General features: G+C 71.3%; 13 protein-coding genes. 4 read left to right on the forward strand and 9 right to left on the reverse strand.

The genetic code is table 11. The annotated features are described in order from the left end of the window. The first annotated feature begins 191 nt into the window (after positions 1-191). From argG to ACIQBL_RS31695, 3 genes are all read left to right on the forward strand, one after another. Entirely contained in the window at positions 192-1,637 is a 1,446-nt protein-coding gene (argG, locus tag ACIQBL_RS31685; RefSeq protein ID WP_019056089.1) for an argininosuccinate synthase, read from the forward strand. A 205-nt stretch (positions 1,638-1,842) separates the two neighbouring features. Then, a complete protein-coding gene (locus ACIQBL_RS31690; protein ID WP_401947888.1) occupies positions 1,843-2,904 on the forward strand; it encodes a M20 family metallopeptidase in 1,062 nt (353 codons plus the stop codon). Positions 2,905-3,012: 108 nt separating this feature from the next. After that, positions 3,013-3,546, forward strand: coding sequence for a TerD family protein (locus tag ACIQBL_RS31695; RefSeq protein WP_401947545.1), 534 nt, complete (start codon positions 3,013-3,015; stop codon positions 3,544-3,546). On the opposite strand, the gene ACIQBL_RS31700 is transcribed toward ACIQBL_RS31695, so the two are convergent. Further along, positions 3,512-4,273, reverse strand: coding sequence for a hypothetical protein (locus tag ACIQBL_RS31700; protein ID WP_401947547.1), 762 nt, complete (start codon positions 4,271-4,273; stop codon positions 3,512-3,514). The genes ACIQBL_RS31695 and ACIQBL_RS31700 overlap by 35 nt on opposite strands. Positions 4,274-4,427: 154 nt before the next feature. Here ACIQBL_RS31700 and ACIQBL_RS31705 point away from each other — a divergent pair, with 154 nt between their 5' ends. Then, positions 4,428-5,564: a PP2C family protein-serine/threonine phosphatase gene (locus ACIQBL_RS31705; protein WP_401947549.1), complete on the forward strand. Its 1,137-nt coding sequence runs from the start codon at positions 4,428-4,430 to the stop codon at positions 5,562-5,564. A 4-nt stretch (positions 5,565-5,568) separates the two neighbouring features. Here ACIQBL_RS31705 and ACIQBL_RS31710 read toward each other — a convergent pair whose 3' ends face one another. The 8 genes from ACIQBL_RS31710 to ACIQBL_RS31745 form a co-directional block, all read right to left on the reverse strand. Continuing rightward, entirely contained in the window at positions 5,569-6,534 is a 966-nt protein-coding gene (locus tag ACIQBL_RS31710; RefSeq protein ID WP_401947891.1) for an MASE1 domain-containing protein, read from the reverse strand. Positions 6,535-6,747: 213 nt separating this feature from the next. Beyond that, the gene (locus ACIQBL_RS31715) at positions 6,748-7,578 is read right to left on the reverse strand and encodes a PP2C family protein-serine/threonine phosphatase (RefSeq protein ID WP_401947551.1); all 831 of its coding nucleotides are present in this window, start codon (positions 7,576-7,578) and stop codon (positions 6,748-6,750) included. A 131-nt stretch (positions 7,579-7,709) separates the two neighbouring features. Next, positions 7,710-7,832 (reverse strand): type B 50S ribosomal protein L36, encoded by a 123-nt coding sequence (ykgO, locus tag ACIQBL_RS31720; RefSeq protein ID WP_043662604.1) that lies wholly within the window; start codon positions 7,830-7,832, stop codon positions 7,710-7,712. Next, positions 7,829-8,077, reverse strand: coding sequence for a type B 50S ribosomal protein L31 (locus tag ACIQBL_RS31725; protein WP_401947554.1), 249 nt, complete (start codon positions 8,075-8,077; stop codon positions 7,829-7,831). The genes ykgO and ACIQBL_RS31725 overlap by 4 nt, the downstream gene beginning before the upstream one ends. A gap of 77 nt (positions 8,078-8,154) precedes the next feature. Next, entirely contained in the window at positions 8,155-8,319 is a 165-nt protein-coding gene (gene rpmG, locus ACIQBL_RS31730) for a 50S ribosomal protein L33 (protein WP_401947557.1), read from the reverse strand. 49 nt (positions 8,320-8,368) lie between these two features. Next, on the reverse strand, positions 8,369-10,297 hold the full coding sequence (gene nhaA / locus ACIQBL_RS31735; RefSeq protein WP_401947559.1) for a Na+/H+ antiporter NhaA: 1,929 nt from the start codon (positions 10,295-10,297) through the stop codon (positions 8,369-8,371). Between the two features lie 98 nt (positions 10,298-10,395). Continuing rightward, positions 10,396-12,036: a phosphoglucomutase (alpha-D-glucose-1,6-bisphosphate-dependent) gene (gene pgm / locus ACIQBL_RS31740; protein ID WP_401947561.1), complete on the reverse strand. Its 1,641-nt coding sequence runs from the start codon at positions 12,034-12,036 to the stop codon at positions 10,396-10,398. A gap of 115 nt (positions 12,037-12,151) precedes the next feature. Then, positions 12,152-13,072, reverse strand: a complete 921-nt coding sequence (locus ACIQBL_RS31745) for an SGNH/GDSL hydrolase family protein (RefSeq protein WP_401947563.1) — start codon at positions 13,070-13,072, stop codon at positions 12,152-12,154. Between the last annotated feature and the right edge of the window lie 107 nt (positions 13,073-13,179).

Raw genomic sequence — 13,179 nt, forward strand, 5'->3', positions numbered from 1 at the left:
ACACAGTGGGGCCCAACCACCAGGGCCAACTTCACCCCCCCCTTTAACTCAATGTACTTAACCAGGGGGGGGTGTGGCCGCCCCCCCGCGGCCGGGCCCGGGGGGGGCCCCCCCCCTCCGGGCGCCCCCCGCCGGGACCGGTTCAAGGAGGGGACTTTGCATGACCATGCGCGAGGGTGCATAATCTTCCCATGTCTAAGGTCCTCACCTCCCTCCCCACCGGCGAGCGCGTCGGCATCGCCTTCTCGGGCGGACTCGACACCTCCGTCGCGGTCGCCTGGATGCGCGACAAGGGTGCCGTCCCCTGCACCTACACCGCCGACATCGGCCAGTACGACGAGCCCGACATCGCCTCGGTGCCCGGCCGCGCGCAGGCCTACGGCGCCGAGATCGCGCGGCTCGTCGACTGCCGTGCGGCGCTGGTCGAGGAGGGCCTGGCCGCGTTGACCTGCGGGGCGTTCCACATCCGCTCCGGCGGGCGCGCCTATTTCAACACCACCCCGCTGGGCCGTGCCGTCACCGGCACCCTGCTGGTGCGGGCGATGCTGGAGGACGACGTCCAGATCTGGGGCGACGGCTCGACCTTCAAGGGCAACGACATCGAGCGGTTCTACCGCTACGGCCTGCTGGCCAACCCGCACCTGCGGATCTACAAGCCCTGGCTGGACGCGGACTTCGTGACCGAGCTGGGCGGCCGCAAGGAGATGTCGGAGTGGCTGCTCGCCCACGAGCTGCCCTACCGCGACAGCACGGAGAAGGCGTACTCCACCGACGCCAACATCTGGGGCGCCACCCACGAGGCCAAGACCCTGGAGCACCTGGACACGGGCGTCGAGACCGTCGAGCCGATCATGGGCGTCCGGTTCTGGGACCCGTCGGTCGAGATCGTCACCGAGGACGTGACGATCGGCTTCGACCAGGGCCGCCCGGTGACGATCAACGGCAAGGAGTTCTCCTCCCCCGTCGACCTGGTGATGGAGGCCAACGCCATCGGCGGCCGGCACGGCCTGGGCATGTCCGACCAGATCGAGAACCGGATCATCGAGGCCAAGAGCCGCGGCATCTACGAGGCGCCCGGCATGGCCCTGCTGCACGCGGCCTACGAGCGTCTCGTGAACGCGATCCACAACGAGGACACCGTCGCCCAGTACCACAACGAGGGCCGGCGCCTGGGCCGTCTGATGTACGAGGGCCGCTGGCTGGACCCGCAGGCCCTGATGGTCCGCGAGTCCCTCCAGCGCTGGGTCGGCTCGGCGATCACCGGCGAGGTCACCCTGCGGCTGCGGCGCGGCGAGGACTACTCGCTGCTCGACACCGCGGGCCCGGCGTTCAGCTACCACCCGGACAAGCTGTCCATGGAGCGCACCGAGGACTCGGCCTTCGGCCCGGTCGACCGCATCGGCCAGCTCACCATGCGCAACCTCGACATCGCCGACTCCCGCGCCAAGCTGGAGCAGTACGCGGGCCTCGGCCTGATCGGCACCGGCAACACGGCGATCGGTGCCGCGCAGGCCGCCGCGACCGGCCTCATCGGCAGCATGCCCGAGGGCGGCGCCGAGGCCATCGCCTCCCGCGGCGAGGTCTCCGAGGACGACGCGCTGCTCGACCGCGCGGCGATGGAGTCCGGCACGGACTGACCGACTCCGGGGAACAGCGACGCCGTAGGGCCGGTTCGACGCGTTGGGCGTCGGGCCGGCCCTTCGTCGCTGGGGGCCGGGACGCACGGGACGTGGGCTGAGGGCGCACGGCAACCGACCACCAGCCGCCCGCCTCTCCCTCGCGCTCCCCGCGTAGCCTTCCCCCGTGACCACACCCAAGATCGTCGATGTGAGCGTCGGCGCGATGATCGAAGACCTCCGCACCCTCGTCGAGGTCGAGTCGCCCTCCCGCGACCTGGACGCCTTGCGGAGATCGGCCGAGACCGTCGCCGGTGTCATCGAGGGGCGGCTCGGCGGGCGCGCCGAGCTGGTGGAGAGCGAGGGCGGGCCGCACGTCCACTGGTCCGGCGGTGGCACACCCCGGGTGCTGGTCCTCGGTCACCACGACACCGTGTTCCCGCTGGGCACGCTGGCGCGGCGCCCGTTCCGGGTCGAGGACGGGCGCGTGACCGGACCCGGTGTCTTCGACATGCTCGGCGGCCTGGTGCAGGCGGTTCATGGGCTGGCGGCGCTGGAGGACCGGTCGGGGGTCGAGATCCTGGTGACCGCGGACGAAGAGGTCGGCTCCCACTTCTCCCGGGCGCTGATCGAGGAACGCGCCCTCGCCTGCGGTGCCGTGCTCGTGGTCGAGGGTGCCGCCGACGGCGGGGCGGTGAAGACCGGCCGCAAGGGCTGCGGCACGTTCGAGGTGTCCGTCGCGGGCCGGGCGTCGCACGCGGGGCTGGAGCCCGCCGCCGGGGTCAACGCGCTGGTCGAGGCGGCCCACCAGGTGCTGGACATCGTGGCGTTGGCGCGGCCCGGGGTCGGCACGACGGTCACGCCGACCGTCGCGTCGGCGGGGACGCTGGACAACGTCGTGCCGGCGGAGGCGACCGTCGTCGTGGACGTCCGGGTCGAGTCGGCCGGGGAGAAGGAGCGGATCGAGTCCGCGTTCGCGAGCCTCGCGCCGCATCTCGACGAGGCCGTGATCACCGTACAGGGAGGTGTCGGACGGCCGCCGATGCCCGAGTCGGCGGCGGCCGGGTTGTTCGCCGTGGCCGAGCGGCTGCTTCCCGGGCTGAAGGGCCGGGCCGTCGGCGGTGGGAGTGACGGCAACTTCACGGCCGCGCTCGGGGTGCCGACGCTCGACGGGCTGGGCGCCGTCGGGGGCGGGGCCCACGCCGACCACGAGTATCTGCTCGTCGCGTCGATGGCCGAGCGGGCGAACCTCGTCGGCGGACTGGTGGACGCGATCCGGAAGGCCTGACCCCCGGCAGGTCAGGCGCGCTCGGACGGCATCAACAGGCAGCTGAGGAGCCATACTTGACCATGCGGGGGATCGTCCCGTGATGGCCTGATACGGGAGCGGCAATCAGTGAGCAGCATCAGCAAGGTCGTGGGGAAGGTCGAAGTGCGGCTCCGTTGGGATCCGAGTCCCTGGGGGCAGCAGCCGCGCCATCTGGACATCGTCGCGGCGACCTACTCCGCCGACGCCCCGCACGGACGCCCGGTGTACGTCGTGAACTCCGAGAGCCGCTCGCCGGACGGCACCATCAACATGAGCCGGCACAGCGAGAGCGGCCAGGGGTACGGGTACATGGAGGTGATGGTCCTCGAACTCGACCGTCTCGCGTCGTCCTTCGCGCGGGTGGTCGTTGGGGTGGCGATCCATCAGAACGGCGGGACGAGGACCTTCGGTGATCTGTCGCACGCCAGGGCGCTGGTCGTGGAGGGCTACAAGGAGTTGCTGTCGGACGACTTCGCGGGGGTGGCCGGGTCCACCGCCGCGACGGTCGGGGAGTTCACCAAGACCGCCTCCGGGGACTGGGAGTTCCGCCCGATGGTGCGGGGGTTCGACAGCGAGCCGGTGGGGTTCACCGCGGAGATGGGCAGCGTGTCTCAGCCCTGACCGGTGGGCTCGTCTTGAGGTGCGGAAGCAGCGCCGTGACGCTCGACCGCCTCTGACGCAGCTCGTGCACCAGGGCCAGGACGATGGCGGCACCCACCGCGACCAGGTGCTCGCGGCCCGCCAGGTTGGGTTTCACGATCGACTCCCACACCATCGATCCGCCGGTGAGGGCGAACACGATGGGCGCACGCCGGACGACGGCCAGATAGGTGAAGAGTCCTACGACCGCCGCGGACGGCCCGGTGTCGAGGACGTGCCCGATCTCGGGCCGCAGCCCGAGCCCCCCGCAGCCGGGCCCGATCAGCAGCATCACCCGTACCGTGAGGGTGCCGGCCAGCGTGGTCGCGTAGGCGACGACCAGCGTCCGGGTCCGGCCGAGTGCGAGTTCGGCCAGCGCGAAGGCGAGGAACAGCTGGGTGATGCCGGCCCATACCGGAAGGTCGAGGGCGGGCACGTACAGCGATATGGGGGTACGCAGCAGCGCCAGCCACAACGGCAGGTCGCCCTGGACTCCGCCGACGTGCCGGACGATCTCCGCGCCGGTCGGGTCCTGCGCCAGCGCGTGGAAGAAGATGACGCCGAAGGCGGCGACGAACGCCAGGGACATGCCCGGCAGTCCGCGCCGCAGCAACTGCCGTACGGGATCGACGACGATGCCCTGCCATTCACCCCGCAGTGTGCGCCAGATGAACACGGTCTCCCAACTCCCCCACCATCGGACAAACATACGGATCGGAATCTAGCCCCCTGACGGGGTCAGGTGCGTCCCGGGTCGAGCCGGAGCTGTTGCCGCAGCTCGCGTACGGTACGCATGGGGCTGATATTGAAGAGTGGGAAGCGTTCCCGACGGTTGTCCGACGAATGAAGGCGGCGGGAGGCCGGTGCGTACCTCGAGAGAACCGGCCGGTTCCACTGTGGCGGATGCCGGGCACCGGGTCACGCCTCCGCTCCGCTGGGCCGTGGTGGTGTTCTGGCTCGTCACCGTCACGCTGCTGGTGGCGCTGACCGGTATCGCCCTGGGCCGTGACACCCGGCCGGCTCCCTTTCTGGTGGTGCTGCCCGCGCTGATCGCCGGGCGCGGCACCGTGCGGCAGACCACCGTCGCCTCCGTGTGGGTGACGATCGTCATCGCCGGCTCGCTCTTCGACACCCCGCTGCACACGGTGGGGGCCGACGCGGCGGTCATCGCCTTCGCCCTGGTGTTCAACGGCCTCAGCGTGGCGCGGGCGGCGCAGCGGATCCGCTGGGAGGGCGAGATCGCCCGGCTGCGGTCCGCCGCCGCGGCTCTGCAACGGCAGATCCTGCGCCCGTTCCCCCTGATGACCGACCAGCTGCTGGTCCACGGCCTCTACCGGCCCGTGGAGGAGGACAGCCGCGTGGGCGGTGACGTCTACGAGGTCGTCGCCTCCCCCTACGGCACGCGCGTCTTCATCGCCGATGTCCAGGGCAAGGGCCTCCAGGCGATCAGCGCGGCCTTCGCCGTCCTGAGCGCCTTCCGGGAAGCGGCCGTCGCCGAGCCCACCCTCACCGCCGTGGTCGACGCCCTGGAGGAGGCGGTGCTGCGGCACAACTCCTTCGCGGCGCAGACCGGTGAGCGGGAGAGGTTCGTGACGGCGCTCGTCCTGGGCGTCGACGGCGAGCAGGAGGTCCAGGCGATCAACTGCGGTCATGTGGCGCCGCTGCTGCTGCGCGAGGAGCGGGCCGACCCGGTGCTCCGGCAGGAGCCGTGCGTTCCGCTGGGCCTCGACGCGCTGGCCCCTGAGCCTCGTACCGTCGAATGGTTCGTGTTCCCGTCGGACGGCACGCTGCTGCTCTGCACGGACGGGGTCACCGAGGCGCGCGATCCGGCGGGCGCGTTCTATCCCCTCGAAGAGCGTGCGGCGGCCTGGGGCGACGTCCCCCCGAAGGACGTTCCGGCGACCGTCTACGGCGACCTGCGCCGGCACACGGCGGGCACGCCCCGTGACGACACCGCGCTGCTGGTGCTGCGCAGGAGGGGTGACGCGGGCCTCTCGTGACGGGTCACGGGCGGCCACCCTGGCGGGGGTCACCCGCGGTGAGGTGTTCGAGGACCTCGGCCAGTTCCTGGCAGGCGCGTTCGACCGACAGCCTCGTGTTGCGCTGCTCGGTGATCACGGAGGACAGCAGCAGGGCGGTGAGGGCCATCGTGCCGTTGAAGGCCTGGAGTTTCATCATCACTTCGACGTGGGTCAGCTGGGCGAACGGGCCCGTCTCGTCGGTCGCCGCGATGGTGGCCATGACGGAGGCGAACAGGGCGCACAGCATGCTGCCCGCGAACCGGAACCGCAGTGCCGCCCAGATCAGCAGCGGATAGATCAGGAACAGCAGGCTGACGTGGCTGTGGGTGACCAGGGGGACGACCACGCCGATGGTGGCCGTCAGTCCGACGGCCTCCTTCCAGCGGTGCAGGTCCAGCGGCAGGCGCACCGTGCGCAGGACGAGGAGCAGCGGGGTGACGATGAGCACGCCCATCGCGTCGCCGACCCACCAGCCCAGCCAGACCGGCCAGAAGGAGTGCTCCGCCAGCTTGTCGGTGAGGACGAGCAGGCCGACCCCGCAGGTCGCGCTGATCAGCATGGCGGTCAGGGCGCCCAGGAAGACCAGGGCGAGGCCGTCCCTGAGTCGGCCGAGGTCGGTGCGGAAGCCGAGCCGGCGCAGCATGAGGTAGGCGCAGGCGGGGGCCACGGTGTTGCCCAGCAGGACGACGAGCGCGGTCGGGTGGAGCGAGGTGAGGGACATGATCACGAGGAGCACGCCGAGGGCAATGCCGGGCAGTACCCGCAGCCCGAAGATCAGCAGGCAGGCGACCGCGACGCCGGTGGGCGGCCAGATGGGTGTGAACACCGCGCCCTCGACCACCAGCTCCCGCAGCAGACCGAGCCGCCCCGCCGCGAAGTAGCCGCCGGCGACGGCCAGCGTCAGGAGGGCGTACCAGGCCGGTCGCCGCAGATCCTCGAAACCCACCACAGCAGCCATCAGACACTGCCCGGGCCGTGTCGGCGAGGCGAGGAGCGATCATCCGGCTGTGTCGATGTGCGGCTCCGCCGCGGGGCCGCGATGCGCCAGTCGTTCCGCCGCCGCGCCGTCGCGGCTGGTCGCGCCCACGCGGCGGATGCCGCACATGTTCACAGCCCCGCACCCCTCTGGGGCGCTGCCGAAGCGCGGCCGGCTCCACAGCCCCTACGGCCGGGTGTCGGGCGCGTCATGGCCGACGACCAGTACGGCCGCGTCGTCCTCGTGCCCCACGCGCTCCGCTCCCTTGATCACGGCAGCCGCGAGCGAGCCCGCGTCCATGCCCGCCACGGCGGCGATTCCGGCGAGGCGCATCACCTGGTCGAGGCCTTCGTCGACGCTCATCGAGGGGCCCTCCACCACGCCGTCGGTGACCAGGACGAAGACTCCGCCGGTGGTGAGCCGGTGCTCGGTCACCGGGTACCGCTGTCCGGCGACGATGCCGAGGGGCGGTCCGCCCTCGTCGTCGGTGATGCCGCACCGGCCGTCCGCCGTGGCCCAGACGGAGGGTATGTGTCCGGCCCGCGCGCTCTCCAGCACGCCGGTGACCGGGTCGAGCCGCACGAAGGTGCAGGTCGCGAAGAGTTCGGTGCCGAGGGACAGGAGCAGGTCGTTCGTCAGGGCGAGGAGTTCGCCGGGTTCGCTGGTGACGGAGGCGAGCGCGCGCAGCCCGACCCGGACCTGGCCCATGAACGCCGCCGCCTCGATGTTGTGGCCCTGGACGTCGCCGATGGACAGGCCTATGCGTCCGTCGGGCATGGTGAAGGCGTCGTACCAGTCGCCGCCCACATTGAGGCCGTGATTGGCGGGCGAATACTGGACCGCCAGGTGGAACCGGGGGGTGACGGGCATGTCTCCGGGGAGCATGCCGCGCTGCAGGGCGACGGCCAGTTGGACCAGGGAGCGCTGCAGCTCCGCCCGCTCGCGTGCCTGGGCGGTCAGCGTCCCGAGCCTGGCCAGCAGTTCGTCACCGTCGTCCATGGGGCGCTTGCGGGACATTGACCACTCCAGAGGGTTAGTAGCCCTTTAAGCATAAAGAACGGTTTTATACCGACAGGTTTCCCCCAGGAACGACGCCGGCCCGGCCACCGCGCACAGCGGGGCCGGGCCGACCGGTCGTACGTGCCGCGTCAGCCCTGTCGGGCCTTGAAACGCGGGTCCTTCTTGTTGATCACGAAGGTCACGCCACGGCGGCGGACCACCTGCGCGCCGGGCTTGGACTTCAGCGAGCGCAGCGAATTACGGACCTTCATGACGTCCTCCCGTAGCGGCGCTCGAAGCGCTCCACACGGCCCGCGGTGTCCACGACACGCGTGTTGCCGGTGTAGAATGGGTGGCTGGCCGACGAGATCTCGACGTCGATCAGCGGGTAGGTGTTCCCGTCCTCCCACTCGATCGTGCGCGCCGACCGCGCGGTCGAGGTGGTGAGGAACGCGGTGTCCCCGGCACGGTCGCGGAAGACGACCGGACGGGACACGGGGTGGATGCCAGACCTCATGGTGCTTCCTTCCTCAGGCCGTCCGCGGTGGGACGGCCGCTCTGCTCGGTTCGTGGTACGGCCGCCGCGCGCTCGGTTCAGCGCTCCTCGCGGAATGCGACGTGCTCGTCGGCCACCGGGTCGTACTTGCGCAGGACCAGCCGGTCGGGGTCGTTGCGACGGTTCTTGCGCGTCACGTAGGTGACGCCGGTCCCGGCCGTCGACTTCAGGGTGACGACGGGACGGTTCGTGGTGCGTGCCATGAGGACCTCCTTCCGCCCACATCCCGGGATCTTGTCCCGAGCATGTCAGCTACATGCGTCTCAACACGGGCACCCCGCGATCCATTCCCGCCCGCCAGGCCGCCACCGCGGCCCGCTCCCGAGCCGCCCGTACGGCCTGGGACAGGCCGTCGATGTCGTACGCGCCGTGGTGGCGGCGGCCGTTGACGAAGAAGGTCGGGGTGCCCGCCACGCCGCTGAGATCGGCCGATTCGACGTCCTCGGCGACGTGGCCCGCACCGGCGTGGGCCCGCATGTCGCGTGCGAAGCGGGCGGTATCCAGGCCGATCCGCTCGGCGTAGTCCCGCAGGTCGTTGAAGCGCAGGGCGCCCTGGTGGCTGAGGAGCAGGTCGTGCATCTCCCAGTAGCCGCCCTGCAGTGCGGCGGCCTCCGCGGCCTCGGCGGCGAGCTGGGCGTGGGGGTGCACGTCGGTGAGCGGGAGGTGCCGCCACACGTACCGCACCTCGTCCCCGAAGGAGCCGAGCAGTTCGCGGACGACCGGTTCGGCCTGCCCGCAGTAGGGGCATTCGTAGTCGCCGTACTCCACCACGGTCACCGGGGCGTGCCGAGGGCCGCGCAGGTGGTCGCGGTCGGGGTCGACCGGGACCGACAGGTCGACGATGGTCTCCGCCCTGCCGAACAGCACCCTGGGCCGGACCTGCGGCGGCAGCAGCCCGATCACTCCGGTGACGACCCTGCCGACCAGGAACGAGCCGATGACGGCGCTGAGGATGCCGGTCTTCGCGTCCTCCAGGGTGGTCCCGTCGAAGGCGAGGGTCGCGATCAGCAGGGACACCGTGAAGCCGACGCCCGCCAGGGTGCCGCCCGCGGTCACGGCGCCCCAGCCGACCGGCGGCCGGATCCGGCCCCGGGACAGCAGCCTGGTCAGCGCCGTCGAGGAGACGATGCCGAGCGGCTTGCCGACGACGTACCCGATGAGGATGCCCAGCGCGACGGGCGAGGTGAAGGCCCTGGCCAGCTGGTCCCCGCTGATCTGGAGCCCGGCGTTGGCCAGTGCGAACAGCGGGACCACGGCGTAGCTCGCCCACGGGTGGTACATGCGCTGGAGCCGGTCGTTCGGGGAGATCGACGCGGCGATACCGGCCCGTACGTCGCGTTCCAGCTCGGGCGTGGGCTGCTCGCGGAAGAGCCGGAACAGCCCGGTCGCGCGCTCCAGGTCGTCGCGCCCCGCCGGATAGGCGTATGTGATCAGCCCCATGGCGAGTCCGATGACGACGGGGTCCACGCCCGATTTCAGCAGGGCGACCCAGGTGACGACCCCGAGCAGCGCGTACACCGGGCCCCGGCGCACCCTGAAACGCCGGAGCAGCATGATGACGGCGAACGTGCCCACGGCGGCAAGGAGCGCCGGTACCGCGATGTGGTCGCTGTAGAAGACGGCGATCACCACGAGCGCCAGGAAGTCGTCGACGACGGTGATCGTGAGGAGGAAGACCCGCAGTCCGGGCGGCATACGGCGGCCCACGACGGCGAGCATGCCCAGCGCGAACGCCGTGTCGGTGGACATCACCGCGCCCCAGCCGTTCGCCGTCCCGTGCCCGCTGTTGATCGCCAGGTAGATGGCGACCGGCACGAGCATGCCGCTGGCGCCCGCGACGAGCGGCAGCGCCAGCCGCCTGCGCTCCCGCAGCTCGCCCATGTCGAACTCGCGGCGCGCCTCCAGCCCCACGACGAGGAAGAACAGCGTCATCAGCCCGCTGTTGACCCACTCGCGCAGGTCGAGCGACACCCCGTGCGAGCCGAGCCGGACGGAGAGGTGGGTCTGCCAGAACGACTCGTACGCCGACGGCGTGACGTTGGCCCACACCAGCGCGACGAGCGCCGCCGCCACGAGGACGGCGGCACTCCCGGTCTCGGTCCGCAGGAAGTCACGCAGCGGGGAGTGCGCGTCGTCCCCGCACGACGTCTGCCCCGTGTAGTCGGTGGTTTCGAAGGACATACGGGGTTCACTCCACGTTGCGTCGCGACTCACGTGTCCGCCCAACACCGGCCGCCGCACCGTTCATTCCTACGGCGGCCCGCACCACGGCCACCGGGTCAGCCGCCCAGTGCCGCCCCGACCACGGCCTTCGCCTCCTCCTGCACCTGGCCGAGGTGGTCCGGGCCGAGGAAGGACTCGGCGTAGATCTTGTACACATCCTCGGTGCCGGAGGGCCGCGCCGCGAACCAGGCGTTGGCGGTCGTCACCTTGATGCCGCCGAGGGCCGCGCCGTTGCCGGGCGCCTCCGTGACGACGCCGGTGACGGGCTCGCCGGCCAGGGTGTCGGCGGTGACCTGCGCGGGCGAGAGCTTGGCGAGCAGCGCCTTCTCCTCGCGGGACGCCGGGGCGTCGATCCGGGCGTAGGCAGGCGCGCCGAACCGGTCCGTGAGCGCCGCGTAGTGCTGCGACGGCGTCTGCCCGGTGACCGCCGTGATCTCGCTGGCGAGCAGCGCCAGGATGATGCCGTCCTTGTCGGTGGTCCACACGGAGCCGTCCCGGCGCAGGAAGGAGGCACCGGCGGACTCCTCGCCGCCGAAGCCGAGCGCGCCGTCGACCAGTCCGTCCACGAACCACTTGAAGCCGACGGGCACCTCGACGAGCCGGCGCCCGAGGTCGGCGGCGACCCGGTCGATCATCGACGAGGACACCAGCGTCTTGCCGACACCCGCCTCGGCGGGCCACCGCTCGCGGTGGGCGTAGAGGTAGGAAATGGCCACGGCCAGATAGTGGTTGGGGTTCATCAGGCCCGCGTCGGGGGTGACGATGCCGTGCCGGTCGGAGTCCGCGTCGTTGCCGGTGGCGATGTCGAACCGGTCGCGCTGCTGGATCAGCGAGGCCATCGCGTACGGCGACGAGCAGTCCATGCGAATCTTGCCGTCCCAGTCCAGCGTCATGAACCGCCAGGTCGGGTCCGTGAGCGGATTGACGACGGTCAGGTCGAGCCGGTGCTCCTCGGCGATCCGGCCCCAGTAGGCGACGGACGCCCCGCCCAGTGGGTCGGCGCCGATCCGCACCCCTGCCGTCCGGATCGCGTCCAGGTCGAGCACGTTCGGCAGGTCGGCGACGTAGGTGCCGAGGAAGTCGTAGCGGCCCGTGCCGGAGGCGGCGAGCGCTCGGGTGTACGGGATGCGCCGTACGTCCTTCATGCCGCTCGTGATGATCTCGTTGGCGCGGTCCTGGATCCAGGAGGTGATCTCGGAGCCGGCCGGGCCGCCGTTCGGCGGGTTGTACTTGAAGCCTCCGTCGGCGGGCGGGTTGTGGGACGGGGTGACCACGACGCCGTCCGCGAGGCCCGAGGTCCGGCCGCGGTTGTGGGCGAGGATCGCGTGGGACACCGCCGGGGTGGGCGTGTAGCCGTCCGCGCTGTCGATGAGGACCGTGACCTCGTTGGCCGCGAACACCTCCAGGGCGGTGACCTTCGCGGGCTCGGACAGCGCGTGCGTGTCGGCCCCCAGGAAGAGGGGCCCGTCGGTGCCCCGGTCGGCCCGGTACTCGCAGATGGCCTGGCTGGTGGCGGCGATGTGGTCCTCGTTGAACGCCGTGTTCAGGGACGAGCCCCGGTGCCCGGAGGTGCCGAACGCGACGCGCTGCCCCGGCTCGGCGGGGTCCGGGTGCAGCGCGTAGTAGGCGGTGACCAGCCGGGCCACGTCGACGAGATCCTCCGCACGGGCCTGTTCGCCCGCTCGCTCGTGTGGCATGTGCCCGCTCCTCCGTATCGACCGACTTCGCGTACGGCCCCATCTTTCCTCGTCAGGGGCGCGTTTCGCGAGTACACCCCCGCCGCCTGTGGAAAACCCGGGCCGCGGCTGCCCGTCAGTACCGGTGGCGCCTGTCCAGCTGCTTCAGTACCGCACCCGCCATGGCCGCCTCGCCCTTCGCGTTGGGGTGCGCCGGAGCCGCCGGGGAGGCGGGCTGCAGCGGCTCGATCCAGCGGTCGGCGGGCGCCTTGCACATGTCGTGGCCGACGGTCGGGCCGTAGGTGTCGACGTACTCAGCGCCGTTCAGCGCGGCCACCACACGGAGCATCAGGTTGAGGCGCTTGCCGGTGTCGCGCAGGTAGGGGAAGTCCTTGGCGGCGAACGGCACTTGGGGGTAGCAGCCGCTGCCGTCGTCGGGCAGGAGGTCCGGGTAGCCGACGACGACCACGCGCGCGTGCGGTGCCTGCTGGTGGATCGCCCGCAGCACCTTGTTCACCTTCGGCGCGGTGTTGAGGACGGCCAGCGCCAACTGGTCGACGCCGGTGGAGTTGTAGTAGCGCTGGCACGGGTTGCCCGTCAGGTCCGTGGCGCTGAGCTTGACGCAGGTGCCGATGATGGTGCTGAACCCGATGTCGTTGCCGCCGATCTGAAGGGTCACCAGATCCGTGTCCCGCTGCACCGCGGTCAGTTGGGGCGGGTTGGTGCCCTGCGCCTTCCACATCTCCTCGGTCGTCGCCCCGCTGCAGCTCACGTCGTCGAGCACGATCCCTCTGCGGTCCGCCGCCACCAGCGAGGGGTAATTGTGGTCGGAGCGGGCGCAGTTGGCGTCCACCTGGGTCGGTATGTACGGGCCCGCGGTGTAGGAGTCCCCGAGCGCCACGTACTGCGTCGCACGGTCGTGGCCGTGGCCCGGGTCGTGCGCCGCCGCGGGTGCCGCGGACGCCACGACGAGGGCGCAGCCGCTGACCGCCGCCGCGACCGCCGCGGCCCTGCCGCGGTGGTGTGCGGTCGCGGCCGGATGCGTCTCACGGTTCATGGAGTTCCTCCCCCAGGTACGAGACGGTACGACGGGGCGGGCCCGACGCGGTCGTCTCTCGTTCAACTGGCCTTGTATACCGGTCGGTAAGTCCCCGGGGCCAGAGG

This window comes from Streptomyces sp. NPDC088350, assembly GCF_044753545.1.
Classification (GTDB): Bacteria; Actinomycetota; Actinomycetes; order Streptomycetales; family Streptomycetaceae; genus Streptomyces.